General features: G+C 65.8%; 25 protein-coding genes. 10 read left to right on the top strand and 15 right to left on the bottom strand.

The features are described from left to right. Positions 1-4: 4 nt before the first annotated feature. Positions 5-430: a metallopeptidase family protein gene (locus GYH34_RS08825; protein WP_024880668.1), complete on the bottom strand. Its 426-nt coding sequence runs from the start codon at positions 428-430 to the stop codon at positions 5-7. 7 nt (positions 431-437) lie between these two features. Then, positions 438-1847, bottom strand: coding sequence for a 3-isopropylmalate dehydratase large subunit (gene leuC / locus GYH34_RS08820; protein ID WP_161913257.1), 1410 nt, complete (start codon positions 1845-1847; stop codon positions 438-440). 137 nt (positions 1848-1984) lie between these two features. On the opposite strand from leuC, the gene GYH34_RS08815 reads away from it, so the two are divergent. Together GYH34_RS08815 and GYH34_RS08810 are read left to right on the top strand one after the other, a co-directional pair. Then, positions 1985-2998 (top strand): small ribosomal subunit Rsm22 family protein, encoded by a 1014-nt coding sequence (locus GYH34_RS08815; protein WP_244635326.1) that lies wholly within the window; start codon positions 1985-1987, stop codon positions 2996-2998. A 1-nt stretch (position 2999) separates the two neighbouring features. Next, on the top strand, positions 3000-3419 hold the full coding sequence (locus tag GYH34_RS08810; protein ID WP_161913255.1) for a VOC family protein: 420 nt from the start codon (positions 3000-3002) through the stop codon (positions 3417-3419). A gap of 4 nt (positions 3420-3423) precedes the next feature. Here the strand turns inward: GYH34_RS08810 and GYH34_RS08805 are convergent, their stop codons facing one another. Both GYH34_RS08805 and rplS read right to left on the bottom strand, forming a co-directional pair. Further along, positions 3424-3870, bottom strand: a complete 447-nt coding sequence (locus GYH34_RS08805) for a hypothetical protein (RefSeq protein WP_161913254.1) — start codon at positions 3868-3870, stop codon at positions 3424-3426. A gap of 100 nt (positions 3871-3970) precedes the next feature. After that, a complete protein-coding gene (gene rplS / locus GYH34_RS08800; RefSeq protein WP_161913253.1) occupies positions 3971-4375 on the bottom strand; it encodes a 50S ribosomal protein L19 in 405 nt (134 codons plus the stop codon). A 267-nt stretch (positions 4376-4642) separates the two neighbouring features. On the opposite strand from rplS, the gene glpE reads away from it, so the two are divergent. Then, positions 4643-4954: a thiosulfate sulfurtransferase GlpE gene (glpE, locus tag GYH34_RS08795; protein ID WP_018266315.1), complete on the top strand. Its 312-nt coding sequence runs from the start codon at positions 4643-4645 to the stop codon at positions 4952-4954. A gap of 84 nt (positions 4955-5038) precedes the next feature. Continuing rightward, the gene (gene trpS, locus GYH34_RS08790) at positions 5039-6073 is read left to right on the top strand and encodes a tryptophan--tRNA ligase (protein ID WP_161913252.1); all 1035 of its coding nucleotides are present in this window, start codon (positions 5039-5041) and stop codon (positions 6071-6073) included. A 10-nt stretch (positions 6074-6083) separates the two neighbouring features. On the opposite strand, the gene glcF is transcribed toward trpS, so the two are convergent. The 3 genes from glcF to GYH34_RS08775 all read right to left on the bottom strand — a co-directional run bounded on the left by glcF (position 6084) and on the right by GYH34_RS08775 (position 10262). After that, the gene (gene glcF, locus GYH34_RS08785) at positions 6084-7364 is read right to left on the bottom strand and encodes a glycolate oxidase subunit GlcF (RefSeq protein ID WP_161913251.1); all 1281 of its coding nucleotides are present in this window, start codon (positions 7362-7364) and stop codon (positions 6084-6086) included. A gap of 8 nt (positions 7365-7372) precedes the next feature. Further along, positions 7373-8548 (bottom strand): glycolate oxidase subunit GlcE, encoded by a 1176-nt coding sequence (gene glcE / locus GYH34_RS08780; RefSeq protein WP_161913250.1) that lies wholly within the window; start codon positions 8546-8548, stop codon positions 7373-7375. Positions 8549-8768: 220 nt separating this feature from the next. Beyond that, complete coding sequence (locus GYH34_RS08775; protein WP_161913249.1) at positions 8769-10262, bottom strand: FAD-linked oxidase C-terminal domain-containing protein; 1494 nt, start codon at positions 10260-10262, stop codon at positions 8769-8771. A gap of 151 nt (positions 10263-10413) precedes the next feature. Between GYH34_RS08775 and GYH34_RS08770 the strand changes: the two genes are divergently transcribed. Then, entirely contained in the window at positions 10414-10827 is a 414-nt protein-coding gene (locus GYH34_RS08770) for a heme-binding protein (protein ID WP_161913248.1), read from the top strand. A gap of 52 nt (positions 10828-10879) precedes the next feature. Here the strand turns inward: GYH34_RS08770 and GYH34_RS22175 are convergent, their stop codons facing one another. Then, entirely contained in the window at positions 10880-11203 is a 324-nt protein-coding gene (locus tag GYH34_RS22175; RefSeq protein ID WP_256367043.1) for a DUF3572 domain-containing protein, read from the bottom strand. Between the two features lie 161 nt (positions 11204-11364). Here GYH34_RS22175 and GYH34_RS08760 point away from each other — a divergent pair, with 161 nt between their 5' ends. Next, on the top strand, positions 11365-11736 hold the full coding sequence (locus GYH34_RS08760) for a response regulator (protein ID WP_018266322.1): 372 nt from the start codon (positions 11365-11367) through the stop codon (positions 11734-11736). Positions 11737-11749: 13 nt separating this feature from the next. Beyond that, positions 11750-13120 carry a PleD family two-component system response regulator gene (locus GYH34_RS08755; RefSeq protein ID WP_161913246.1) on the top strand — a complete coding sequence of 457 codons (1371 nt, stop codon included), beginning with the start codon at positions 11750-11752 and terminating at the stop codon, positions 13118-13120. Between the two features lie 345 nt (positions 13121-13465). Here the strand turns inward: GYH34_RS08755 and GYH34_RS08750 are convergent, their stop codons facing one another. From GYH34_RS08750 to clpB, 3 genes are all read right to left on the bottom strand, one after another. Continuing rightward, positions 13466-13828: a hypothetical protein gene (locus GYH34_RS08750; protein WP_161913245.1), complete on the bottom strand. Its 363-nt coding sequence runs from the start codon at positions 13826-13828 to the stop codon at positions 13466-13468. A 139-nt stretch (positions 13829-13967) separates the two neighbouring features. Beyond that, on the bottom strand, positions 13968-14579 hold the full coding sequence (locus tag GYH34_RS08745; RefSeq protein ID WP_161913244.1) for a glutathione S-transferase N-terminal domain-containing protein: 612 nt from the start codon (positions 14577-14579) through the stop codon (positions 13968-13970). 223 nt (positions 14580-14802) lie between these two features. After that, positions 14803-17418: an ATP-dependent chaperone ClpB gene (clpB, locus tag GYH34_RS08740; protein ID WP_161913243.1), complete on the bottom strand. Its 2616-nt coding sequence runs from the start codon at positions 17416-17418 to the stop codon at positions 14803-14805. A gap of 255 nt (positions 17419-17673) precedes the next feature. Here clpB and GYH34_RS08735 point away from each other — a divergent pair, with 255 nt between their 5' ends. Continuing rightward, positions 17674-18981 (top strand): hemolysin family protein, encoded by a 1308-nt coding sequence (locus tag GYH34_RS08735; protein ID WP_161913242.1) that lies wholly within the window; start codon positions 17674-17676, stop codon positions 18979-18981. A gap of 21 nt (positions 18982-19002) precedes the next feature. Here the strand turns inward: GYH34_RS08735 and GYH34_RS08730 are convergent, their stop codons facing one another. From GYH34_RS08730 to htpG, 3 genes are all read right to left on the bottom strand, one after another. Next, positions 19003-19965, bottom strand: a complete 963-nt coding sequence (locus tag GYH34_RS08730) for a DUF4167 domain-containing protein (RefSeq protein ID WP_161913241.1) — start codon at positions 19963-19965, stop codon at positions 19003-19005. A 716-nt stretch (positions 19966-20681) separates the two neighbouring features. Further along, positions 20682-21557, bottom strand: coding sequence for a peptide chain release factor N(5)-glutamine methyltransferase (gene prmC, locus GYH34_RS08725; RefSeq protein WP_161913240.1), 876 nt, complete (start codon positions 21555-21557; stop codon positions 20682-20684). Between the two features lie 9 nt (positions 21558-21566). Beyond that, a complete protein-coding gene (gene htpG, locus GYH34_RS08720; protein ID WP_161913239.1) occupies positions 21567-23534 on the bottom strand; it encodes a molecular chaperone HtpG in 1968 nt (655 codons plus the stop codon). Positions 23535-24034: 500 nt separating this feature from the next. On the opposite strand from htpG, the gene GYH34_RS08715 reads away from it, so the two are divergent. Further along, on the top strand, positions 24035-24448 hold the full coding sequence (locus GYH34_RS08715; protein ID WP_026599107.1) for a DUF2794 domain-containing protein: 414 nt from the start codon (positions 24035-24037) through the stop codon (positions 24446-24448). 79 nt (positions 24449-24527) lie between these two features. On the opposite strand, the gene GYH34_RS08710 is transcribed toward GYH34_RS08715, so the two are convergent. Next, entirely contained in the window at positions 24528-25301 is a 774-nt protein-coding gene (locus tag GYH34_RS08710) for a Bax inhibitor-1/YccA family protein (protein WP_161913238.1), read from the bottom strand. Positions 25302-25674: 373 nt separating this feature from the next. Between GYH34_RS08710 and GYH34_RS08705 the strand changes: the two genes are divergently transcribed. After that, positions 25675-26328: a hypothetical protein gene (locus tag GYH34_RS08705; protein ID WP_244635324.1), complete on the top strand. Its 654-nt coding sequence runs from the start codon at positions 25675-25677 to the stop codon at positions 26326-26328. Positions 26329-26349 lie beyond the last annotated feature (21 nt).

Raw genomic sequence — 26349 nt, 5'->3', positions numbered from 1 at the left:
GCTTTCACCCCGCCTTTTGCTCTATCTCCTCCATATCCTCGTCGGAGAGGCCGAAGTGGTGGCCGATCTCATGCACGAGGACATGGGTGATGATCTCTTGCAGCGTGTCCTCGCCATCCGCCCAATAATCGATGATCGGACGGCGATAGAGCCAGATCATATTGGGCGGCTCGCCGGTTTGCGCCGCAGCCTCGCGCTGGGCGAGACCCTGGCCGCGGAACAGCCCCAGAAGATCGAACTCGGTCTCGCATTCCATCTCCTCGAGGATTTCCTCGTCCGGGAAATCCTCGACATGGATCACGAGACCTTCGCAGAGCCGCGTGAAGCGCGACGGCAGCGAGGCGAAAGCCGCATCGGCCAGCACCTCGAGGTCCTCGAGCGAAGGGGCGCGGAGCTGGGCGAGAGCGCTGTCGTCGAGCGGCGAGGCCATGCGAGATTTACCTCCAGCTGCGAACGTCCACGAAATGGCCGGCGATGGCAGCCGCCGCCGCCATTGCCGGCGACACGAGATGCGTGCGGCCCTTGAAGCCCTGGCGGCCCTCGAAATTGCGGTTCGAGGTGGAGGCGCAGCGCTCGCCCGGCGCAAGACGATCCGGATTCATCGCGAGGCACATGGAACAGCCCGGCTCGCGCCATTCGAAGCCGGCGGCGGTGAACACTTTGTCCAGCCCCTCCGCCTCGGCCTGCGCCTTCACGAGGCCGGAGCCCGGCACGACGATGGCGTTGACCTTGGCGTTGATCTGCTTGCCGGCGATGACCGCCGCGGCGGCGCGAAGATCCTCGATGCGGCCATTGGTGCAGGAGCCGATGAAGACGCGATCGATGGCGATGTCGATGGCCTTCTCGCCGCCCTCGAGCCCCATATACTCGAGCGCGCGGGCGATGGCCTGACGCTTGGCTGGATTGGCGACGCTGTCCGGCGTCGGCACCAGGCCGGTGATCGGCATCACATCCTCGGGCGAGGTGCCCCAGGTGAGGGTCGGCGGGAGAGCGGCGGCGTCGAGCACGATCACGCGGTCGTAATGCGCGCCCTCGTCGGAGCGCAGCGTCTCCCAATAGCGGACGGCGGCGTCGAAGGCCTCGCCCTGAGGGGCCTTGGGCCGGCCGCGGAGATATTCATAGGTTTTCTCATCCGGCGCGACGAGGCCGGCGCGGGCGCCGCCTTCGATCGACATGTTGCAGACGGTCATGCGGCCCTCGATCGAGAGGTCGCGGATCGCCTCGCCCGCATATTCGATCACATGGCCAGTGCCGCCGGCGGTGCCGATCTCGCCGATGATGGCGAGAATTATGTCCTTGGCGGTCGCGCCCTCGGCCAGCTTGCCGTCGACGCGCACCAGCATGTTGGCGGCCTTTTTCTGGATCAGCGTCTGCGTCGCCAGAACATGCTCGACCTCGGAGGTGCCGATGCCATGGGCGAGCGCGCCGAAGGCGCCATGGGTGGAGGTGTGGCTGTCGCCGCAGACGATCGTCGTGCCGGGCAGAGTGAAGCCCTGCTCCGGGCCGACGATATGCACGACGCCCTGCCGCGAATCATGCTCATTGTAATATTCGACGCCGAATTCCGCGGCGTTGATGGCAAGCTGCTCGACCTGCGCCTTGCTCTCGGGATCGGTGATCGGCAGAGAGCGGTCGGTCGTCGGCACATTATGGTCGACGACGGCCAGCGTCTTGCCCGGCGCGCGGACCTTGCGGCCGGAGGTGCGCAGCCCCTCGAAAGCCTGCGGGCTCGTCACCTCATGAATCAAATGGCGGTCGATGTAGATGAGGGACGCGCCGTCCTCCTGCTCGTGAACCACATGATCGTCCCAGATCTTGTCGTAGAGCGTGCGCGGGCGTCCTGCCATTTGTCTCGTTCCTGCTCCGAGCCGTAAAAAGAACCGTAATTCGGCCTCGACCGAACCGGGTAGGCTGTTCTACTCGCAACATGGGCGGCTTGGAAGCATGTAATCTCGCCGACGCCCCAGCGGGAGGTCCCTTCGACGTGACGCGAATATCGACGGCGCCGCCACAGGAGCTTACGGCGGCGCTGGAGCGCCTGCTGGACGAGCGCTCGCGCCGGGCTCTGGCGGAGCGGGCGGCGCGCATTTCCGCCCTCTATCGCTCCGGCGGGACGACGGCGCAGGCGATCCTCTGCGAGGACGACGCTCTCGCCTACGCCCTCTATCGGCTCCCGGCGACCTATGCGGCGACCATCCATGTTCTCGGCCGGCTGGCCGAACGGGCGCCGGATTTTTCGCCGCGGCGCATGCTGGACCTCGGCGCGGGGCTCGGGACCGCGAGCCTCGCCGCGCGCGCGCTCTGGCCGCAGATCGACGAGCAAATCGACGAGAATGTGCTGCTCGACCGCAGCGAGCCCTTTCTCGCGCTCGCCCGCCGGCTCGGCGGCGCGGCCTCGGAGAAGGCGAGAATCATCGCCGGCGATCTGTCCGCGCCGCCCGAGTTCGGCGCGCCTTTCGATCTCGTCGTCGCCAGCTATGCGCTGACCGAGATCGCGGAAAACAGCCTCGACCGCGCCATCGACTCCGCCTGGGCGAATTGCGCCGGCGCTCTGATCCTCGTCGAGCCCGGCACGCCGCGCGATCATGCGCGGCTGATGCGGATGCGGGCGCGGCTAATCGCCTCGGGCGCGCGCGTCTCCCTGCCCTGCCCGCATTCGGCGCCCTGCCCGCTGGAGCCGCCGGACTGGTGCCATTTCTCGGTGCGGCTCGCCCGCTCGCGCGACCATAAGCTGCTCAAAGGAGCCGACGCGCCCTTCGAGGACGAGAAATTCGCCTATCTGGTCGCCACGCGGCCGGAAGCCTCCATTGCGCCAGCCCCGGCTCGGATGATGGCGCGGCCGGAGGTCCTAAAGCATGGATTAAGGATAGAGCTTTGCTCTGTGGCGGGAATCGAAGAAGTTACGGTGGCGAAGCGCGATAAAGCGGCTTACGCGCCTATAAAAAAGAAAGACTGGGGCGACGAGATCGTCCCCGAGGAAACACCGGCGAGGGAATGACATGCAGCGCCCGAGGGTCGCGCCCTATCTCACCGTCTCGCCGGCCGCCGGCGCGATCGCTTTCTACAGCGCGGCTTTCGGCGCGCAGCAAAGGGCGCTGATGCCTTCCGTGGATGGAATGCGCATCGCCCATTGCGAGCTCGCCATCAATGGCGGCTCGGTCATGCTCGCCGACGTCTTTCCAGAATTGGGCCACGCCCGCATGCCGCTGCCCGGCGAGCAGGTCACCGCCTCGGTGAGCCTGGAATATGACAAAGCGCAGGAGGTGGACGAGATCGTCACCCGCGCGAGCCAGCTCGGCGCGAAGATCGAGACGCAGCCGACCAATACTTTCTGGGGCACGCGCTACGCGGCGCTGCGCGATCCCTTCGGCCACAGATGGATTTTGAACGCGCCGCTCGATTCGCGGAACGGCGCCTGAGCGCTCAGGGCTCGACGAAGAAAGAGCGCCGCATCGACGTCCAAGTGTCCAGCGCCAGCTCGATCTCCGACGGCGATTCGCAGCAGAATTGCGCCAGCGGCGAGGCGTCGCCGACCAGAATGGACGGAACCACAGCTGCGCGCGCCGGCAGCACGGCGCCGGCCACGCTGGCGGCGATGACGAAAGCCTGATCGAACGGCCGCGCGGCCTCTATCGCCCGCGCCAGCGGCTCCGCGCCCTCTGCGGCGTCATGGAGCGCGGCGAATCTGCCGGCGAGGCCGAGCCCTTCCGCCACAGCGGCGAGATCCTGCGTCCCAGCGGCGAATGCGACATGGGTCCAGCCCTTGGCGGCCAGCGCCTCCAGCGTCTCCGCCGCGCCCTCCGTCAGCCGCCAGTCCGGCACGCGGCGCGCGACGACGCCCTCGAAATCCCAGAACAGGATTTTGCTCATCGATATTCTCACATAGAGACGACGAAGCGATCCTGCGGCCATCGCCGCACAGGATCGCTCCGCCACGCTTCGCAATATCGGGAAAGGCTCCGCGAGAACCTTACTCGGCCGCGGGGGCCGGCTTGGCCTTGGCCTTGGCCTTATTGTCGATGCGCTCGGCGATGCGGGCGGATTTGCCGCGACGGTCGCGCAGATAATAGAGCTTGGCGCGGCGGACCTTGCCGCGGCGGACCAGCTTGATCGAGTCGATGAGCGGCGAATGGAGGGGGAACACGCGCTCAACGCCCTCGCCATAGGAAATCTTGCGGACGGTGAAGGCCTCGTTGAGGCCGCCGCCCTGGCGGGAGATCACCACGCCCTCATAGGCCTGGATGCGGGAGCGCTCGCCTTCCTTCACCTTCACATTGACGATGACGGTGTCGCCGGGGCGGAATTCCGGGATCGACTTGCCTTCGAGAAGGCGGGCCGATTGCTCGGCGTCGAGTTGCTCGATGATGGAGGGCATGAAAAAAACTCCTGCCGTTTCGCCTTGCGCCGGACGGCGTGGCGAGCGTTTCGGGACGCTGTTTTGATTTGGACGCGTCGCCATACACGAGGCGGCGCCGATTGTCGAGAGCGGGCGCCGAACACGGAGCGCGCGCTCACGCGCCCTCGAGGGGGAGGTAGAACCGCCTCTTCCGTCGGCTCGTCTCGTTCGGCCGGTTGGCCCCGTCTTCGCATGGCGCGGCCGGAGCGGCGCCGAGGGCGCCTTTTAAGAGCGCGAGACCGAACAATGGCGCAAGATTTTCGCAGGATCGACGTCGCCGCCGCGCGCGACGTGATGAGCCGCGGCGAGACGCTCGTCCTCGACGTGCGCGATCCGCAATCCTTCGCGCGCGGCCATATAGAGGGCGCGGAGAACGCCTCTCAGGACGATATGACCTATTATCTCTTCGAGACGCCGAAGGACAGGCCGGTCATCGTCTGCTGCTATCACGGCAATTCCAGCCAGTCCTACGCCCGCATCTTCGCCGATATGGGCTTTGCCGAGGTCTACAGCCTCGACGGCGGCTATGAGGCCTGGGCGGCGGCCGAGCGGGGCTGAGGCGGGATAGTTGCGCTCGGGTTCTTGCGCTCGGGCGCCCGCATTGTCATAAGGGCCGCCGGCCTCAACCACTCGGCGCTCCTCATGACCAGCTTTCCGCAGCGCGTCTTCTCCGGCGTGCAGTCCACCGGCAATCTGCATCTCGGCAATTATCTCGGCGCGATCGTCAAATTCGTCGAGCTGCAGCAGAGCTTCGACTGCCTCTATTGCGTCGTGGACCTGCACGCCATCACCGTGCCGCAGGACCCGGTCGCGCTGCGCAACAACACGCGCGAGATCGCGGCCGCCTTCATCGCCTGCGGAATCGATCCGAAGAAGAACATCGTTTTCAATCAGAGTCAGGTGGCCGAGCACGCCGAGCTGGCGTGGGTCTTGAATTGCGTCGCCCGCATCGGCTGGCTGAACCGCATGACGCAGTTCAAGGACAAGGCCGGCAAGGATCGCGAGAACGCCTCCATGGGCCTCTTGGACTATCCGGTGCTGATGGCCGCCGACATTCTTCTCTATCGCGCCACCCATGTGCCGGTCGGCGAGGATCAGAAGCAGCATTTGGAGCTGGCCCGCGACATTGCACAGAAGTTCAACAACGACTTCGCCGAATCGATCGCGCGCAACGGCTTCAACGACGCTTTCTTCCCGCTGCCGGAGCCGCTGATCTCCGGCCCGGCGACGCGCGTGATGAGCCTGCGCGACGGCACGAAGAAAATGTCGAAATCGGACGCGTCCGACTATTCGCGCATAAATCTCTCCGACGACGCCGACCAGATCGCGCAGAAGGTGCGCAAGGCCAAGACCGACCCAGACGCGCTTCCTTCGGAAGAAAAGGGCCTCGAGGGACGCGCCGAAGCGGATAATCTCGTCGGCATTTTCGCGGCGCTGTCGCAGCGCACGAAAGCCGATGTCCTCGGCGAATTTGGCGGCTCCAATTTCTCGACTTTCAAAGTCGCCCTCGTCGACCTCGCCGTGGCGAAGCTCTCGCCGATCACCGCCGAAATGCGCAAGCTGATGGCCGATACGGACTATATAGACGCGGTGCTGCGCGACGGCTCCGTGCGGGCGCGCGAATTGGCGCGCGCCAATATGGACGCGGTGAAGGATATCGTCGGCTTCTTGCGCTGACCGATCTGCTCTAGGCGAGCGGCTTCGGGCCGCCGCTCGCCCAGTCCAGCAATTGCACCGTATGGACGACGGGAATGGCCGTCCCCTGCCCGATCTGAATCATGCAGCCGAGATTGCCGGCGGCGATCGCCTGCGGCGCCACCAATCGGATATTAGCGACTTTGCGATCACGCAGCGCGCTCGCGAGTTCGCCCTGCAAGAGATTATAGGTCCCCGCCGAACCGCAGCAGATGTGGCTCTCGGGCACGGGAACCACGTCGAAGCCGGCGCGACGCAGCAGCTCCATCGGCAGATCGGCGATCTTCTGCCCATGCTGCAATGAGCAGGCGGAATGATAGGCGACGCGCAGCCGTCCGACATCGACCGACGGCGCGAAATCGAGAGCGGCGATCACTTCCGTCACATCGCGCGCCATTGCGGCGATGCGCGCAGCATTTTCCGCGAGCGCAGGATCGTCGCGGAACATATGACCATAGTCTTTGACCGTCGTTCCGCAGCCGGATGTGTCGATGACGATATGATCGAGCCCGCCGCGTTCGATCTCGCGCGTCCAGGCCTCGATATTGCGGCGCGCGAGCGCATGTGCGTCCACGCTCTTGCCGAGATGATGCGGGAGCGCGCCGCAGCAGCCGGCGCCCTCCGCCACCACGATTTCCGCGCCGAGCCGCGTCAGCAGCCGCGCGGTCGCCTCATGAATTTTCGTGTCGAGCACGGTCTGCGCGCAGCCGCTCAGCAGAGCGACGCGCATTTTGCGCACGCCCTGCGCGGCGACGATTTGCGGGCGATCGATCGGCGAAGGCGCAAGCAAATGCGCCGGCGCCATTGCGATCATGTCTCGCAAACGCCGCGGCAGCAGGCCCGCGAAAGGACGCGCCAACGCCGCGGCGCGCATGGACTGCCGGAACAGCCCCGGCCGCGTCAGCACAAAGGCGAGCGTCGCGCGCAGCAAGCGATCGAGGAGCGGACGCCGATAGGTTTTCTCTATATGCGCGCGCGCATGATCGACGAGATGCATGTAATGCACGCTCGACGGACATGTCGTCATGCAGGAGAGGCAGGAGAGGCAGCGATCGACATGACGCACGGTGCGCTCGTCTGCGGCGCGGCCGTTCTCCAGCATCTCCTTCATGAGATAGATGCGCCCGCGCGGCGAATCGAGCTCGTCGCCAGTCAGCAGATAGGTCGGGCATGTCGCCGTGCAGAAGCCGCAATGCACGCAGGCGCGCAGAATCTTCTCAGACTGCGACATGTCGGAATCGGCGAGAAGCTCAGGAGAGAATTGCGTCAGCATCGTCGCGTTCAGAACTCCGCGCGCAAGCGGCCGCGCTCCAGAATGAAGCGCGGATCGAAGGCCTCCTTCACGCGCCGTGTGAGCGACGCCAACGCAGAAGGCTGCGGATGGAACACATCGACGCGCGCGCGAATATCGGCGGCGGCGCGAATGAGCGTCGCATGGCCTCCGAGCGCATCGACGATGGCGCGTATGGCCGTCGCATGCGCGTCGGCCACCGTCTCGAGGCGCAGCCAGACGAGGCCGCCGGCCCAATCATAGACATGCGCGACGATCGGCGCGCCGGCGCCGCGCAGCCGCTCGACGAATGCAAAACCGTCCGTCGGCGCGAGCGAGACGCGCCATATGACGCCCTCCCCGGCGATCGGCTCGGCGTCGCGAATGCGCGTCCAGAATGCGCGGCTTTCGTCTGCTGCGAGAATGCTCGTCGCGCCGTCGAAATCGGCGAGAAAGCGCGTGAGATCGTCGCGGCGCGTCGTGACGGAAATCTGAGGCCCTTCGAGCCGCAGCGCGGCGGCGTCGCCCTGCGGATCATAGGCGAGGCTCGACACTTCATAAGGCGAGCCCGACGCCTTGCGCAGCGCTGCGAGGCCCTTCTCCGCGCCGAGATCGGAGAGCAGCAATGTCTCTTCCGTCTCCGCCTTGGGCAGCACCTTCAGCGTCAGCTCGGTGAGCGCGGCGAGCGTGCCATAGGAGCCGGCGACGAGCTTGGAGAGATCATAGCCGGTGACATTCTTCATCACGCGGCCGCCGGATTTGACGATCTCGCCGCGGCCGGTGACGCTGCGAAAGCCGAGCAGATGATCGCGCGCCGCGCCCGCCTTTATGCGCCTCGGGCCGGAGGCGTTGACGGCGATGACGCCGCCAATGGTGGCGTCGCCACGCGCGCCGCCGAGCAGCGCCGCATGATCCATCGGCTCGAAGGCCAATTGCTGATTTTGCGCATCGAGCAGAGCGACGATCTCGCGCAAGGGCGTTCCCGCGCGCGCCGTCAGCACCAGCTCCTGCGGCTCATAGAGCGTGACGCCCGTGAGCGCGGCGAGCGAGAGCACGCGCTCGCGCCGAGTTGCGCGGCCGAGCGCGGATTTCGAGCCATGGCCTTCGATCGACAAAGGCGCATCCTCCGCGAGCGCGGCGCGGATGGCCTCGGTGACGTCGGCTTCGTCTCTCGGAGTCAGCGGCATATGACGCTGCTCCCGAGTCGCGGCGCGCGACTCCTTCTCCCGCCTGCGGGAGAAGGTGGCCCCGCAAAGCGGGGTCGGATGAGGGTCCTCGCCCGTTTACGAAAAAACATCGTCTTCTCATTTGAGCCCGCGAATTTTGCCCGGCCCCTCATCCGACCCGGCTGTCCCACGAGTGGGAGAAGGGACGCGCGCGAAGTCGGCTGGAAATCGGCCGGCGTCATCAAAACCTCGGCAGCTCTGGGAACGGCAGCTTGCCGCTCTGCACATGCATAATGCCGAGCTCGGCGCAGCGATGCAGAGTCGGAAACACTTTTCCCGGATTGAGCCTGTGCTGCGGATCGAAGGCGCATTTGACGCGCTGCTGCTGCGCGAGATCGGTCTCGTCGAACATCTCGCCCATCAGATCGCGCTTCTCGACGCCGACGCCATGCTCGCCGGTCAGCACGCCGCCGACTTCGACGCAAAGGCGGAGAATATCGGCGCCGAGCTTCTCGGCGCGTTCGATATCGCCCTCCTTGGAGGCGTCATAGAGAATGAGCGGATGCAGATTGCCGTCGCCGGCGTGAAACACATTGGCGACGCGAAGCCCGTGCAGCTTCGCCAGCCCATCCATGCGCGTCAGCACTTCCGGCAGTCGGCCGCGCGGGATCGTGCCGTCCATGCAGAGATAATCCGGGCCGATGCAACTCACCGCCGGAAAAGCGTTCTTGCGCCCGGCCCAGAAGCGCAGCCGCTCGGCCTCGCTCTGCGAGACGCGCGTCTCCGTCGCGCCCTCGGCGCGGGCGATCTCCTCCACCACGGCGACGAGATGATCGACCTCGGCCGGCGTGCCGTCCAGCTCCACGATGACAATGGCGCCGGCGTCGAGCGGATAGCCGCAGGGCTGAAAATTCTCGACCGCGCCAATGGTGGCGGCATCCATCATCTCGAGCCCGCCCGGAATAATACCGCGCGCGATAATGGCGCCGACGCAGCGCGCGCCGGCCTCCACTGTGGGAAAAGCGAGCAGCAGGCCGCGCGCGGAGACGGGCTTTTGCAGCAGCCGCACCGTCACCTCCGTCACCACGCCGAGCAGCCCTTCCGAGCCCGTCATCAGCCCCATGAGATCATAGAGCTCGCTATCCAGATGCTTGCCGCCGAGGCGCAGCACCTCGCCGCCCATCAGCACCATCTCGAGTCCGAGTATGTTGTTGGTGGTCAGCCCATATTTCAGGCAATGCACGCCGCCGGCGTTCTCGCCGACATTGCCGCCGATGGTGCAAGCGATCTGCGAGGAGGGATCGGGCGCATAATAGAAGCCCGCATATTCGACGGCTTTCGAGATGGCGAGATTTTGCACGCCGGGCTGCACGCGCGCGCAGCGATTCTCGAAATCCACCTCCAATATGCGGTTGAACTTGGCCATTCCGAGCAGAATGCCGTCCTCGAGCGGCAGCGCGCCGCCGGAGAGCGAGGTGCCGGCGCCGCGCGGCACAACTTTCACATTCATCTCCTGCGCCAGCGCCATGATCGCGCTGACCTGCGCCACCGTCTCCGGCAGCGCCACGACCAGCGGCAGAGCGCGATACATGACCAGCGCGTCGCATTCATAGGCGCGGCGCGCGGTCTCGTCCGCAATGACATTGCCAGCAGGCAGAATGGCGCGCAGGCGCGCGAGCAGCTCCTCGCGGCGCGCCATTATCGCCTGCTCGGGTAGCGGCATGAGGAGGGACATGCGGTCTCACTGACAATGCCGAAACTGTGGCTCGGCGCTGCAGCCGGCTTGCGCGCGCCGGCCGTTTCGTGCTCGTAACCTCCCTATTCGAGCGGGCGCCGGCGCGCAAGCCCGCCGCTCGCCGCGGCCGCGAAGGTGAGGACCCATTGCGATGAAAACCAGATTTGCGCTCACTCTCGCCGACGCTCGGCGCGTCGCCGCCGCGGCGGAGGCCGAAGCGGTGAAGAATGACTGGAGCGTCGTCGTCGCCATCGTCGACGAGGGCGGCCATCTCGTGCTTTTGCAGCGTCTGGACGGCGCGCAGACCGCCTCCGCCGAGATCGCGACGCATAAGGCGCGCGCAGCGGCTTTGTTCAAGCGTCCGAGCAAGGCGCTCGAGGATATCGTCGCCGGCGGACGCGTCGCCATGCTCAGCCTGCCCGGGATCACGGCCGTGGAAGGCGGGCTGCCGCTCGTCTATCGCGGCGATATTGTGGGAGCGATCGGCGTCTCCGGCGTGCAATCCTTCCAGGACGGCATCGTCGCCAAAGCGGGGGCCGATAGCCTGGATGACGGGCAATCATGACGAAAAACGGCGATGATTCGGCGCTTCGACTCCGTTGCGCCGCTTTCGCGCCTCAATCCATCGCGGGGCCGGATAGCGCCATCAGCCCGGCGACGACGCTCTCGGGCGAAATATTTTCTCCGCTGGCGAAATCGAGGAGCAGCGGCTCGTCGCCGCAAATATGCGCGAGCAGAGCGATTTGAAAGCCTTCCTCGCCCATCAGCGCGCGAATATCGCCCGGATCGACGCCGGTGAGCGCCAGAAAACGACCCATGCGATCATCATCCGCAGCCAGAAAGACAAGTGATCGCAAGGCCATAGATCGCGCGTCCGATTTCGATGGCGCGGCCGCCCGCTTTTCGCCACCGAGACGGTGTCTAGTCTTTTCGATTTTCATTTCATCAATCTTCATCTGCTAACCCGAAGGCGAGATCGTCTTCGAATGCACCGGCTTTCGATTTCGAGACGAGACGGAACCTTCCGCCGCCGCCTTCGGGAACGAGAGCCAATGGGCGCGAGCCGCGCCGAAACGAGAGCAGAATCGCGAGAGCGGAGCCAATGCCCAAAACCGTCCTCATCGTAGAGGATAACGAGCTCAACATGAAGCTCTTCAACGATCTCCTCGAGGCCAATGGGCATTCGACGCTGCAGACCAAGAGCGGCGTCGAGGCGATCGCGCTGGCGCGCAGCCACTCGCCCGACCTCATATTGATGGATATTCAGCTGCCGGAGATCTCGGGCCTCGAGGTCACGCGCTGGATCAAGGACGATGAGCAGTTGCGCTCCATCCCCATCATCGCGATCACAGCCTTCGCGATGAAGGGCGACGAGGAGAAAATTCGCCAGGGCGGCTGCGAGGCCTATCTCTCGAAGCCGATCTCCGTGGCCCGCTTTCTGGAAACCGTGAACGCATTTTTGGCGGACAGGTGAGAGGCCGAGCGTCATGACCGCACGCATTCTGATCGTCGACGATCTTCTGCCCAATATCAAATTGCTCGAGGCGCGTCTGACAGCCGAATATTTCGACGTCCTCTCGGCGACCAACGGGCCGGAGGCGATCGCGCTCTGCCGCGAGGAACGTTGCGACATCGTGCTGTTGGATGTGATGATGCCGGGCATGGACGGCTTCGAGGTGTGCAGGCGCCTGAAGGCCGACCCCATCACCGCGCATATTCCGGTCGTGATGGTCACGGCGCTCGATCAGCCGGCCGACAGGCTGCGCGGCCTCGAGGCCGGCGCCGACGATTTCCTCACCAAGCCCGTCGATGAGATCGCGCTCATCGCGCGCGTTCGCTCGCTCGCCCGCCTCAAGGTGATGCTCGACGAATTGCGCGCCCGCGCAGACACTTCCGCCAGCCTCGGCCTCGGCGACAAGGGCGCGCGCGCAATGGCCGACGCCGGCAAGAACGGCCGCATTCTCGTGCTCGAGGATCGCGGCAGCTCGGCCGAGCGAATCACCATGGCGCTGCGCGATCAGCATGAGGTGACGATCGTCTCCGACCCGCAGGACGCGCTGTTCCGCGCCGCGGAAGGGAATTTCGATCTCATCGCCGTCAGCCTCGACCTCAAGGGATTCGACGCGCTGCGCTTCTGCAGCCAAATTCGCTCGCTCGAGCGCACGCGCGCGCTGCCCATTCTCGTCATGGCCGATATGGACGACCGCAGCCGCATTTTGCGTGGCCTCGATCTCGGCGTGAACGACTATATCGTGCGGCCGGTCGATCGAAACGAGCTGGTCGCCCGCGTGCGCAGCCAGCTGCGCCGCAAGCGCTACGCCGATAGCCTGCGGTCCGATCTGCAGGCCGCCATCGAGCTCGCCGCCGTCGATTCGCTGACCGGCCTCAACAACAGGCGCTATCTCGAGACGCATCTCGCCGCTCTGCTCGATCAATCCGCGCACAAAGGCCGCGCGCTGACGCTGATGATGCTCGACATCGATCATTTCAAAGCGGTCAACGACACCCATGGCCATGACGCCGGCGACGAGGTGCTGAAGCATTTCGCGCAACGCATGAAGCGCGTGGTGCGCAGCGCCGACCTCATCTGCCGCCTCGGCGGCGAGGAGTTCGTCATCGTGATGCCGGACACGCCGCTGGTCGTCGCCGCCAAAGTGGCGGAGCGCGTGCGCGCCGCCATACAGTCCGAGCCCTTCTGCATCGACCGCAACGGCAGCGCCATTCCCGTGACCACCTCGATCGGCATCGCCGAGCGCGGCAAGGACGCCAACGCCGAGGCGCTGCTGCGGCGCGCCGACAAGGCGCTCTATGAGTCGAAGAGCGGCGGCCGCAATCGCGTCACCGCCGCCGCGGCCTGACTTTCCCCCTCCCCCGCCAAAAAAAAGACCCGCCCGAGACCATCGTCATCGGGCGGGGTTGAAAGTTGGGAGCCCCACTCGGAGGAGAGCTTCCGAGTGAAGAGGAGTGGCGCGCGCGGCGCCGATGGGATCGCCTGATGAGCCTGCGAGCCCACGCATTCGAGACGCGCGATCGCTCGGCGAGACACAGGCGGAAATTCGTCGATTGAAGGACGGGAAAGAGCCGATCGCTCTCCAAACCCGCTTTCAGGCGTCACGATCGGCGGCGAGAGGCGCTTCGATCGTCAGACGCGGCCTGTTCCCGGCTCGGGGACGGCGAAACGCGCCCCCGATGTCACAATGGGATCAGGCGAAGGCGGTGGGTGGCGCGCGTGGCGAGAGGGGCCGCAATTCCGGCGGCGAGGCGACGGCCACAGCCGTCCGATCGCCGAAGACCGGGGGAGAGGCTGCGGGGAAGTCGAAAGCGAGGACGATGACCACGGCGTCGGAGCCATCGACCTCGGCCGCCGCGCTGCAATGGAGCATGCAGCAAGGGCCGACATGCTTCTCGACCGGCGCGGTGTCGGAGGCGGGAGCACCCGATTGAGCGGTGACGCAGACGACGCCGAAAGCGCGGTCCTGAGCCATGGCCCCGGTGGCGAAGCCGACCGCCACGATCTGCAGCAGAAGAACAGCAGCCGTCAGCATGCCGACGACGGCTCTCTCCATTCTGAAGATCTTGCGAGTCTCGACTTGCACGGCCGCCTTCTCCGAGCTGCGAGCCTCAACGCTAGGGGAGTGGCGGCGAAGGGTCAAGGCGCCCGCGGGGACAATCATGCGGCAAGATGTCGCGCGGAAAAGCAAAAGCTCAGCGATAGCCTTCCTCGGCCAGCACCTGCCGCACCGTGGGCCGCGTCTTCATCAGCTCATAATGCGCGCGGCAATTGACCGGCAGCTCCATGCCGATCTTGTCGGCCCAGAACTCCACATAGAACAGGCCGGCGTCAGCGATGGAGAAGGCGCCCGCCGCATAGCTCTTGCCGTCGAGCTCGCCGCTCACTTTCAGCAGCGCCTCGGCGACGATCTCGCGACCCTGCGCCTTCACCGCCTCTATGTCGCCCGCGACGGCGTAGCGCTCCGGCGTGAAGACGCGACGGAAGCCCTCGCCATGAATGTAGCGCGTGGCGAAATTGAGCACTTCCATCGCCCGCTCCTTGCCGGCGAGATCCTCGGGCAAGAGCTTGCGGCGCGGATAGGTCTCGGCGAGCCATGTCGCGATCGAGACAAAATCGCAGAGCGCCGTGCCGTCGTCGCGCACCAGCGTCGGAATCGTGCCATGCGGGTTGATGGCGAGATATTCGGGCTTCAGATGATCGCCCCGCGGCAGATTGAGGATATAGGCCTCGAAGACGAGGCCGATCTCCTCGAGCAGAATGTGAATTCCGGTCGAGCAGGACCCCGGCGTCATATAGAATTTCATCGCGCGCCTCCGGCTCGCGAGAAGCAAGTTGCGCGCCGGTGGGCCCTCATCCGTCGCGCATTGGCGGTCTCCTTCTCCCACGAGTGGGAGAAGGAGACCGCCCTTTTTGAAAGAAGACAAGAAATTAGACGCAGCGGCCCTTCTCCCGCGCAGGGGGAGAAGGTGGCCTCGCGAAGCGAGGTCGGATGAGGGCGCGCGCAGCGCCCCCATCTCCTCTCATCGCTCACGCCGCTTTTTCGGCTCCGAAGCTCCGCCGTCCGATCGGCCGCCCGTCCAAGGTCAGCCCCTGGCTGTCGGTCGAGACCCACACGGTCGAGCCGTCCACTATGTCGCCGCCGAGCAGCGCCTCGGCGAGCGGATCCTGCAGCTCCTTCTGGATAACGCGCTTCAGCGGGCGCGCGCCATAGGCCGGGTCGTAGCCCTTGGCGGCGAGCAGCGCCCGCGCCTTGTCGTCGAGCTTCAGCGTGATCTTGCGATCGTCCAGCAGCTTTTGCAGCCGCAGGATCTGAATATCGACGATCGCGCCCATATCCTCCCGCCGCAGGCGGTGGAACAGCACGATCTCATCGACGCGGTTCAGGAACTCCGGCCTGAAATGCGACCGCACCACTTGCATCACCTCGGCATGCACGGCGGAGGAATCCTCTCCCTCCTGCTGCATCACCAGGAATTCGGAGCCGAGATTCGACGTCATGATGATGAGCGTGTTCTTGAAATCGACGGTGCGGCCCTGGCCGTCGGTGAGGCGCCCATCGTCCAGCACCTGCAGCAGGACGTTGAACACATCGGGATGCGCCTTCTCGATCTCGTCGAACAGCACGACCTGATAGGGCCGACGCCGCACCGCCTCGGTGAGCGCGCCGCCCTCCTCATAGCCGACATAGCCGGGAGGCGCGCCGATGAGCCGCGCCACCGAATGCTTCTCCATATATTCCGACATGTCGAGCCGCACCAAAGCGGTCTCATCGTCGAAGAGGAAATTGGCGAGCGCCTTGGTCAGCTCCGTCTTGCCGACGCCGGTCGGCCCCAGGAAGATGAAAGAGCCGATCGGCCGGTTGGGATCCTGCAATCCTGCGCGGGCGCGGCGCACCGCCGTGGAGACGGCGGCGACGGCCTCCTTCTGCCCGACGACGCGGCGCGCCAGCTCGTCCTCCATATGGAGCAGCTTCTCGCGCTCGCCCTCGAGCATTTTATCGACCGGAATGCCGGTCCAGCGCGAGACGACCTGCGCCACATGCTCGGGAGTGACCTCCTCCTCGAGCATTTTCTGCGCGCCCTCCTTCTCGCTCGACGCGAGCTTGCGCTCGAGATCGGGGATCAGACCATAGGCCAGCTCGCCGGCGCGCTGAAACTCGCCGCGGCGCTGCGCCTGGGCCAGCTCGTTGCGTGCGTTCTCGAGCTGCTCCTTCAGCTTTTGCGCATGGCCGAGCTTGTCCTTCTCGGACTTCCAGCGCTGCGTGAGCGCCGATGATTTCTCGGTCAGCTCGGCGAGCTCGGTCTCCAATTTGGCGAGCCGATCCTTCGAGGCCGGATCGGTCTCCTTGCGCAGCGCCTCCTGCTCTATGCGCAACTGAATGATGCGCCGATCGAGCTCGTCCAATTCCTCGGGCTTGGAATCGATCTGCATGCGCAGGCGCGAGCCCGCCTCATCGACGAGATCGATCGCCTTGTCCGGCAGAAAGCGGTCCGAGATGTAACGATTGGAGAGCGTCGCCGCCGCCACGATCGCGGCGTCGGTGATGCGCACGCCATGGTGCATCTCGTATTTTTCTTTCAGCCCGCGCAGAATGGAGATGGTGTCCTCGACCGTCGGCTCGTCGACGAACACCGGCTGGAAGCGCCGCGCCAGAGCGGCGTCTTTCTCCACATGCTTGCGATATTCGTCGAGCGTGGTGGCGCCGACGCAATGCAATTCGCCGCGCGCCAATGCGGGCTTCAGCAGATTGGAGGCGTCCATCGCGCCATCCGCCTTGCCGGCGCCGACCAGCGTATGCATCTCGTCGATGAACAATATGATCCCGCCCTGCGCGGCGGTGATCTCATTGAGCACGGCTTTCAAGCGCTCCTCGAACTCGCCGCGATATTTCGCGCCGGCGATCAGCGCGCCCATGTCGAGCGCGAGCAGCTTCTTGTCCTGCAGCGATTCCGGCACGTCGCCATTGACGATGCGCAGCGCCAGCCCCTCGATGATCGCCGTCTTGCCGACGCCGGGCTCGCCGATCAGCACGGGATTGTTCTTGGTGCGCCGCGACAGCACCTGAATCGTGCGGCGAATCTCCTCGTCGCGGCCGATCACCGGATCGAGCTTGCCCTCGCGCGCGGCCTCGGTGAGATCGCGCGCATATTTCTTCAGCGAATCATAGGCGCTCTCGGCCGAGGCGGAATCGGCGGTGCGGCCCTTGCGCAAATCCTCTATGGCGGAGTTGAGCGTCTGCGGCGTCACGCCGGCCTCGCTCAAAATGCGCGCCGCGTCGGTTCCCTTCTCGAGCGCGATGGCGAGCAGCAATCGCTCGACGGTGACATAGGAATCGCTGGCCTTTTGCGCGAGCTTCTCCGCATTGTCGAAGAGCCGCGCGGTGGCCTGATTGAGCGAAGGCTGTCCGGCGCCGCCGCCGGAGACTTTCGGCAGCTTGGCGAGCGCGGCTTCCGTCTTGGCGAGCGCCTCTCGCGAGCGGCCGCCGGCGCGATCGATGAGGCCGGCGGAAAGGCCCTGCTCATCGTCGAGCAGCACTTTCAAAACATGCTCGGGCGTGAGCTGCGGATTGCCCTCACGCGTCGCGAGCGACATCGCGGCCTGCACGAAGCCCTGCGCGCGCGTCGTGTATTTGTCGAAATTCATGGAAACCCTCCGGTCTCGAGACGCCACGCTAAGCGGCGCGCCTCGTCCCTATATGGCGTGAAAACGGCCCCTTGCGGCGACCTTCACGGCCGATATGGGAAAGACCCTCGCGCTCGAAAAGAGGGTGCGACGACTGGAGCGCGAGGATTCCCGCTCGAACAGCGAGGGCGAAGCGGCGTTTTTGCGCTCTCGCGATCGTCGCCGACCCGAAGGGGGGACTCGCGGGACGGCGACGGCGCGGCTATGCTCGCATCTATGCCTTACTTGGAAATTGCCATCGTCATCGCCTTGACCATGGTCAATGGCGCGCTCGCGATGGCGGAGCTCGCCGTCGTATCGGCGCGCCCTGCGCGCCTCAGAGCCTCGGCGGAGCGCGGGGTTCCCGGCGCGCGCGCCGCCCTCGACCTCGCTTCCGATCCTGGAAAATTTCTCTCCGCCGTTCAAATCGGCATCACGCTGATCGGCGTGCTGTCCGGCGCCTTCTCCGGCGCAACGCTCGGCGCGCGGCTCTCCGAATGGATCGCGTCTCGAGGCCTGTCTCCAGCCATGTCGGAGACGCTCGGCGTCGGCGTCGTCGTCGCGGCGATCACCTATGTGTCGCTGATCGTCGGGGAGCTCGTGCCTAAGCAGATCGCCCTGCGCGATCCCGAACGGATCGCCGCCGCCGTCGCTCCGGTCATGAGCCTGCTGGCTCGGCTCGCCGCGCCGCTCGTCTTCCTTCTCGATCTCTCTGGACGCGCGCTTCTGCGCGCGCTCGGCCATGGCGCGGCGGGCGCGCATCTCGTTTCGGACGAGGAGATCCGGGCGCTCGTCGCCGAGGCCGAGACCGCCGGCGTTCTGGAGCCGGGCGAGCGCGCGATGATCGCCGGCGTCATGCGTCTCGGCGATCGCCCGGTCCGCGGCGTGATGACGCCGCGCGGCGAGGTCGACATGATCGATCTCGACGATTCGCCGGAGTCGATCCGTGCGGCGATCATCGCCAGCGTCCATTCGCGGCAGCCCGCCTATCGCGGCAAGACCGAGAACATGCTCGGCGTGCTGCAGGCGAAGGACCTGCTCGACTCCTATCTGCGCGGCGAGAGCCCGCAGCCGAGCGATTTCGTGCGCCAGGCCCCGATCGTCCCGGCCTCCGCCGATGCGCTGGACGTGGTCGAGATGATCAAGCGCGCCTCCGTCCATGTCGCGCTGGTCTTCGACGAATATGGCCACTTCCAGGGGATCGTGACCGACGCCGACATTCTCGAGGCGATCGCCGGCGGATTCGGGACGGCGGAAGGTCCGCCCGAGCCTCATGCCGTTCAGCGCGACGACGGCTCATGGCTCGTCTCGGGCGCCATGCCCGCCGATGAGATGCTGGAGCTTCTCGCAATGCCCGCGTCCGAGGACCGGAGCTATCAGACGGCCGCCGGCTTCGTTCTGGCGCATGCCGGCCATCTGCCGGAGATCGGCGAGAGCTTCGACGCGCACGGATGGCGCTTCGAAGTTCTCGACAAGGACGGCCGGCGGATCGACAAGATTCTCGCCCAGCGGGCGCTGCGCGGGCAAAGACGCGCAGCGCTCTGACGGAGCGCCGCGACGTCACGCTCAATCGGCGAGCGGCAGCTCGCCCGTCCGCGGCGTCTCGTCGCCGGCGACATTGCCATTCGCCTCCTCGCCCTGCGCGCGAGTGCGGCGGCGGCGGCGCTGATTCAGATGAAAGCCGGCGGCGGCTTCCTCATGCTCGCGAACGACAGCGCGCTCGGAACGTGCGAAAGCCTCGCCCTCCTCCGGGCCGGCGGCGCGAATCGGCGCGGTGATGAAGGACGGCAGAGCGGCGGCGGGCGCCTCCTCCTGCGCGGCGGGCTGCACCCGCGGCGGGAAGCGACGCTCGCGATTGCGGTCGAAATTCTGGCGATGCGGACGCTCGCCGCCGCCCTCGGCGCTCTGCTCGCCGCCATTGTTGCGGTCGCGACGATCGCGAAAGCCGCCGCGATCTTGTCCCCCGCGATCTTGCCCCCCACGATCCTGGCGCGGCTGACGCTCGTAGCGCGGCTGCTCATTGCTGGAACGCTCGCCGATCGGGCGCTCCTCATAGGGCTGCGGCTGTGGCTGCGGCGCGAATTGCGGCTGCGGCGTCGGCTGCGCATAAGGCGCGGACGCATAGGGCTGCTGCTGCGGCGGCTGATAGCCGGCGGTCTGCGGCAGGCGCTCGGACAGCGGCGCGAAGCGATCCGAAATGCCGCTGAAATCGTCATCATCGTCGACATCGGAGTCCGACGCCTCGAAAGGACGGCCGCCATAGCCGCCCTGCGCCTGCTGCTGCGCGGCCTGAGCCGCGGCGATCAGGCGGAAATAATGCTCGGCGTGCTGGAGCAGGCTCTCGGCCATGATGGTGTCGCCGGAGGATTGCGCGTCTCGGGCGAGCTGAAGATATTTTTCGGCGACATGCTGAGCCGTGCCGCGGATTTTGACGTCGGGACCGTTCGACTCGTAGGAACGCGTGAGGGGATTGGGTCCTTTACGGCCGCCATTACGGCCGCGGATGCGTTTATTCTGTCCTGGTCTCATCGAATATCCCCAAGAAGGTCCTTACGCTTTGCCGGCTCGGCGTGTCGTGCTTCGGCAGAACTCGCCGAAAGGGACGAACGCTCGAAACTGCGTCAGAGGCGGAAGCCGGGCGCGGCCATTGCCACAAGAGCCCGATCCAACGGAGCGGCTCCGCTCGACATCGAGCGGCGCATCCGTTCTGTCGCTTGCGCGATCCCGGCATGGATCGCGCGGCCGGCGCGGCGTTCTGGTGGAACGGCCTGCGCCGAATTCTCAACTTCACTCGAGCGCGCTTCACCCGAGCGCCTCGCTCCGAGCCGATCGCGCATCACGCGGCCTCGAGAGGCGGCGTCGAAGCGTTCGGCTCGTGGCGAGCGAGTTGCGTGTCTCACGCCGTCTTCGCGGTCATCGCCAGATCACGAAACCCGTCGCTCACGCTCGATTGCTCGAACACATTCGTGTCGCGCGAACACCCGACCATGCAGTCTTCTCGCATCGTCTTGTCTGGTTCGAACGGCGGCGCCGGACTCCGGCCTCTGCGGCGCGGGATGCGCGCCATCGGCTAAATTTCGGGGACCGGCCGTATTCCCCCTCATCCGCGCTCGGCGTCGCTCACGACGTTCAGCGTCTTTTCGCGAGCGACTATAGTCCACCGGGGAAGCCTCGCCAAGGGCGCGAACGTTCCGTCGCTCACATAAATAGGGGGTGTAGCCAATTTGTCACGACTTGCGGATGCGTCAGCTGCGGCGACGCGCCGCGACCGCGCGCTCGCGTCCGCCCGCGTCCTTGCGAATTCCGGCCGGCTCGAGGCCTTTCTCCGCCATCAGCGCGGCGACGCTGCGCGCCTGGCCGTCTCCCGCCTCGAGCACCGCCGCGCCCTGCGCCGCCAGCAGGCGCGGCAGATCGGCGATGATCTCGCGATAGCAGGCGAGGCCATCGGCGCCGCCGTCGAGCGCGAGGCGTGGATCATAAAGACGCACCTCCGGCTCGAGCGCATCCAATTCTCCGCTTTCTATGTAGGGCGGGTTGGAGACGATGAGATCGAAACGCGCGCCGAGCGCATCAGCCCAGCGGCCGCGCAGCAAGGAGGCGCGATTCGCAAAGCCGCAGCGCGAGAGATTGAGCGCCGCGGCTTCGCAAGCCTCCGCGGATAGATCGACGCCGATCGCCCGCGCCGCGGGAAATTCGGCGAGCAAAGCGCAGAGAATCGCGCCCGAGCCGACGCCGAGCTCGAGAATCAGCAATGGCTCGCGCCGCCGCTCGCGCATGAGCTCGAGCGAAAGCTCGATCAGCGTTTCCGTATCAGGGCGCGGATCGAGCACATTTGGCGAGACGACGAGATCATGCGTCCAAAAGCCGCGCATGCCGAGAATGCGCGACACGGGCTCGTGCGACGCGCGGCGCCGCGCGGAATCGCGCAAGGTCGCGAGCGCCGCTTCGCCCAGCTTCGCCATCGGCTCGAGCAGCAGCTCCGCCGCGCCGAAGCCGCCGGCGGCGAACAGCAACGCGCGCGCATCGCGTCGCGCATCCTCGATTCCGCTGCGCTCGAGAAAGGCTGCGACCTCCTCGAGCGCTGCGGCGCGACGCGCATCCTCGAGCGCGGGAGCGATCATGCGGCCGCGTCAGCCTTTCGCGAGCAGAGCGGCGACGCGCTTGGCGAAAGCGGCGGCGTCGAGCGGCGCCTCGCCATCGGCGATGCGCGCCGTATCGAGCAGCAGCCAGAGGCCATCCTGCGCGCCGGCGCGATCGGCCTTGGCCTTTTGCGCGAGCGCCAGCACCGCCTCATGGCTGGGATTGATCTCGAGCACCGGCTTGCCGAAGACGCCCTTATTGCCGCTCTCCTGCAGCATGCGCGCGAGCTGCAGATCGAAGCCGTGATCGGCGGCGATGAGACAGGCGGGGCTTTCGCGCAGGCGCGTCGAGACGCGCACATCGTCGATATGCTCGGCCAGCGTCTCCTTCAGCACGGCGGTGAGCAGCGCGACATCGGCGCTCGCCTCGGCAGGCGGCGTTTCGGAGCCTTCCGGCGCCGGCACGGCGTCTATGTCGGCCGCGCCCTGCGTCACCGATTTGAACGGCTTGCCGTCATAGCCGACCGCGCTCGTCACCCAGAAGGCGTCGACCGGATCGTCCAGCAGCAGAACATCTATGCCCTTGGCGCGATAGCCCTCGAGCTGCGGGCTGGAGGCGAGCCGCTTCTTGTCGTCGCCGGTGATGTAATAGATCGCGGTCTGATTGGGCCGAAGATTTTCGACATAATCCTTCAGGCTTCGCGCGCCGTCCTGATGCTGCGACGTCGCAAATCGCGCAATGGCGAAAATCTCGTCGCGGCGCACCGGGTCGTCGTGCAGGCCCTCCTTGATGACGGCGCCGAAATTCTTCCACACGGCGGCGAACTTCTCCGAATCATTGGCGGCTAGATCAGAAAGCTCCTTGAGCACGCGCGTGCCGATCGCCTTGCGAATGGCGCCGATGATCGGATTGTTCTGCACCATCTCGCGCGAGACGTTGAGCGGCAGATCGGCGCTGTCGACGACGATGCGCATGAAACGCAGCCAGGACGGCAGAATATCGGCCTCGCGCGAGATCAGCACGCGCCGCACATAGAGCTTGGAGCGGCTCGCGCGCTTGGGGTCGAAGAGATCATAGGGCCGCGAGCCGGGCACGAAGGCCAGCACCGTATATTCGGTGCGTCCTTCCGCGCGCCAATGAATGGTGAGCGCCGGCTCGTCGAACTGGCCGGAGATCTGCTGATAGAAATCCTTATAGTCCTGCTCGCTGATTTCCGATTTCGGCCGCGTCCACAGCGCCACGCCGTCGGTGAGGCGACGCGGCTCCTTGCCCTTCTCCTCGACGAGATCGATCGGTATGGCGATGGCGCCCGAATGCTCGCGCAAAATCTGCTCGATGCGATAGGGCTCGAGAAACTCGTCCGATTCCGCATTGAGATGCAGCGTGACGCGCGTGCCGACGGCGGGCGCGTCCTCCGCGGCCAGCGGCGCGATCTGGAACGAGCCCTTGCCTTCCGACGTCCACAAAAATGCTTCCGCAGCGCCCGCGCGGCGCGTCGCCACTTCTATGCGATCGGCGACCATGAAAGCCGAATAGAAGCCGATGCCGAAGCGCCCGATCAGCGAGCCGCCCTTGTCGGCGCCGCCCTTGGCCTCGAGATCGTCGAGAAAGGCGCGGGTGCCGGAGCTGGCGATGGTGCCGAGCGCGGCGACGAGATCCTCGCGCGACATGCCGACGCCATTGTCCGCGACGCTGAGCGTGCGCGCCTCCTTATCGAGCGCAATGGTGACGAGCGGCGCGCCGGCCTGCGCCCCCAGCCCCTCGTTCGCCACCGCCTCGAAGCGCAGCTTCTCGATCGCATCGGCCGAATTGGACACGAGCTCGCGCAAGAAAATGTCGCGCTCCGAATAGACGGAATGCGTCATGAGCTCCAGGAGCCGCGCGACATCGGCCTGAAAGCCGTAATCGCTGCGCTCGGCTGCGTCGATCGTCTGTGTTTCGGCGTGGTCGGTCACGGGCTCGTCTCCGCTTTTTCTGTCGGCTCCGCCGCGCGCGCCGCTTTCCGCAAATGGAAGCATGGCCGACGGCGCGCTGGCTCTGGCCGGGATATAGAGATCGTCATTGATCGGCAATGGCGCCCGTCGAGCCGCCTCGAGCGGAACGCGACAGTGATATCGGGGATCGTCCTCGAAGTTGCAAGACGCCCATGGGTCGCGCGACTCGATCGCGCGAGACTTGCGAGAGCGTGGAGAGAAGAGGCGCGGGGCAAAAGCCCGAAACAAGACGGGCCGCCCGAGCGTCGCCCGGCCGGCCCGTCCATCGCCACGAACTCACTGTGCTCGAAAAGCGCCCTTCCGGGGGGCTGGGGGGCTGACGAAATCCGGAAAAACGGCTTCCCGAGCGTGTCGAGGCAATGGGCTAGATATTGGTCGGCTCCTTTGGCGGACAAGGGGCTCGATATTGGCGAAAATGTGAAATCTCGGTCCGGCGCGCGCGGCTCATCGTCGTCTCATTGTCATCTTTGTCTTGCCCTCGCGCATTTGCCGCGCGATCATGCCCATGGAACGAGGAAAGCGGCATGAGCGAGACGGAGACGACCGATCCCAGCCGGCGGCGCGGCCTGCTCTCTGTCGTGGCAGGCCGCGCGACGAATGACGCGGACCGGGCCAGGGCCGCGCCGGAGCGCAGCGCTCCGCTCGTGTCCTTCGATCGGCGTGAGCTGCGACTGCTGCTCGATCTCTATGGCGCCAAGGTCGCCGCCGGCGAATGGCGCGATTACGCCATCGATTTCTCGCCCGCCAAGGCGGTGTTTTCGGTCTTTCGCCGCGCCAGCGAGGCGCCGCTCTATCGCATCGAGAAAAATCCCGAGCTGGCGCGCCGTCAAGGCGCCTATTGCGTCGTCGCCGCCGGCGGCCTCGTCATGCGCCGCGGCCATGATCTCTCACGCGTTGTCGCCGTGCTGCAGAAGAAGCTCGAATTGGTGCGCGACTGAACGGATTGGCGCACACGGAAAAGAAAAGGCCCCGCCGGAGCGGGGCCTTCCTTTATCCCGGATCGGATCGATCTTCCGATCAGTCGTTGCGCTCGCCGAAGAGGTAGAGCAGCGACTGGAACATGTTGATGAAGTCGAGATAGAGCGACAGAGCGCCGAAGATGCTCTGCTTCTGCACCATCTCCTGGCCATAGCCGGCGTTCTGATAATAGCCGTCCTTGATCGACTGCGTGTCCCAGGCGGTGAGACCCGCGAAGATGAACACCGACAGGATCGACAAGGCGAACTGCATCGCGCTGCTCTGGAAGAACAGGTTGACGAGGCTCGCGAGCACGAGGCCCCACAGGCCCATCACCAGAAAGGAGCCGAAGGCGGAGAGATCGCGCTTCGTCATATAGCCATAGAGGCTGAGGCCGCCGAAGGCCGCCGCAGTGATGAAGAACACCTTGGCGATCGACGCGCCGGTGAAGACGATCATGATCGACGACATCGACAAGCCCATCACCGCCGAGAAGGCGAGGAACAGGTTGCGAGCCGTCGCCGCGGAGATGCGGTCGGCGCGATAGCCCAGGAAGAACACGAAGGCCAGCGGCGCCAGCATCACCGCCCATTTCAGCGGGCTGGCGTAGAGCATCTGACCGAAAGGCGTGAGCGCGATCTGCCGGCCGCCTTCCTTGGCCACGGCGAGCATATGCGTGCCGAGCGCGACGACGCCGGTCACGCCGAGGCCCAGGACCATATAATTGTAGACGCCGAGCATATAGGCGCGCAGGCCCTGGTCGATCTCGGCCGTGCCGGCTCTGGAGACCCCGCCCCGGTAGCCGAAGCTCGTGTTGCGGTCGAAATTGGACATAGCATCCTCTCGAAAAAGGCCGCGCGGCCCGGTTTATCCGGCCAATCGGCGCGGTCCTCGCGCTCGAATATGGCGTGAGGCCTGCGGAAAAACAAGAGTCCGCAGGCGCAATGCGGCGAAGTTCGCGCCGAGCCGAGCAAAACGCAAGCAATAGGCGCAGTATAGCGCGCGGCGCCAGCCGGAATTTCTATGCCGGAAGGCGGACGAAAGCCGAGCCCCGTCACGCTCTTGCCGCTCCGCGAGAATGCGCTAACATGCCGCATTGTCGCAGGCGGCGAGCGACCGGGTCGGCCGAGCCGGCTCTCGCTTCGTCGTCGGAGCGAAGGCGCCCACGGAACGAGGCCCGCAACACATGCTCCATGGGGGAATCATCATGTCCGACAGCGGCCTTGCCCCGTTCTGGCGGTCGATCGATGGGTTTCTGCGTTCCGCGACTCGTTCCGCCTCGCCCGTTCTTCTCGTCCTTCTGCTGACGCTTCTCGGCGCCGGCGCGCCTGCCTCGGCCCATGGCCGCCTCGGCTCGGCCGAAGGACGCTGCCGGCTGTTCATCGGCCCGGACATAATGAACTTCACCGGCTATATGCCGGATTCCTCCAAGAACGAGTTTTGCGAGGATATTCCGGCGACCGGCCACATGATCATCGCGCTGGACGCCGAGCAGGACGAGCTGCGCGACATGGCGGTGGAGATCAGAATCGTCAAGGATGTCGGCGGCGAGGAGAAGGAGAACGCCGACATAGACGCCGTGACCGTCGCCTATCGCGGTCCGCGCACCTACCCGACCGGCACGGTCAATTTCGAGCACGACTTTCCCGACGCCGGCTATTTCGTCGGCATAGTGACCGTGACCGGCGACCATGGCGAGCGCTGGGTGTCGCGCTTCCCCTTCTCCGTGGGCATGAGCTTCATGCGCACCCTGCCCCTCTATCTGCTCATGGGCGTCGGCGTCATCGCCATGTTCTTCATCTATCTACGGCACCGGCCGATACATTCGCTGAAGACGGCCGACGCCGAGCCTGCGGAGTAATCTCTGCGCCGACAATGCCGA

Source organism: Methylosinus sp. C49 (assembly GCF_009936375.1).
Taxonomy (GTDB): Bacteria; Pseudomonadota; Alphaproteobacteria; order Rhizobiales; family Beijerinckiaceae; genus Methylosinus.
Note: the sequence above shows the minus strand (reverse complement) of the source record. Positions and strands in the feature narration are given on the sequence as shown.